Raw genomic sequence first — 274 nt, forward strand, 5'->3', positions numbered from 1 at the left:
GTGCACCACCCGCTCCAGGCGCACCTGATGGCTCTGGCTGTCGCCGCTCTGCTTGAAGTTGAATCCGTTGGCCTGGCCCAGCGCGCGGTACTCGCTTTGGCTGTAGGTGTAGCTCAGGTTCCACCAGCCAAACGGCAGGTTGTAATAGAGCATGGCGTTGCGCGAAGTCTTCTGGTGATCGCTGATGGCATCGTGGCCACCGCGCAGAGCCAGTTGGTCGGCCAGGCCCAAGGGACTGTCCCAGTCCAGGGAGGCTCCCCACTGCTGCTCGCCA

The 274-nt window shown here is 63.5% G+C and carries 1 protein-coding gene; it reads right to left on the bottom strand.

Annotated elements, in window-relative coordinates:
• Positions 1-274 (bottom strand): ShlB/FhaC/HecB family hemolysin secretion/activation protein (locus OC610_RS29220; protein ID WP_264433328.1); only part of this gene is annotated, 274 nt, incomplete at both ends.

Source organism: Pseudomonas agronomica (assembly GCF_025917275.1).
GTDB classification, from domain to species: domain Bacteria; phylum Pseudomonadota; class Gammaproteobacteria; order Pseudomonadales; family Pseudomonadaceae; genus Aquipseudomonas; species Aquipseudomonas agronomica.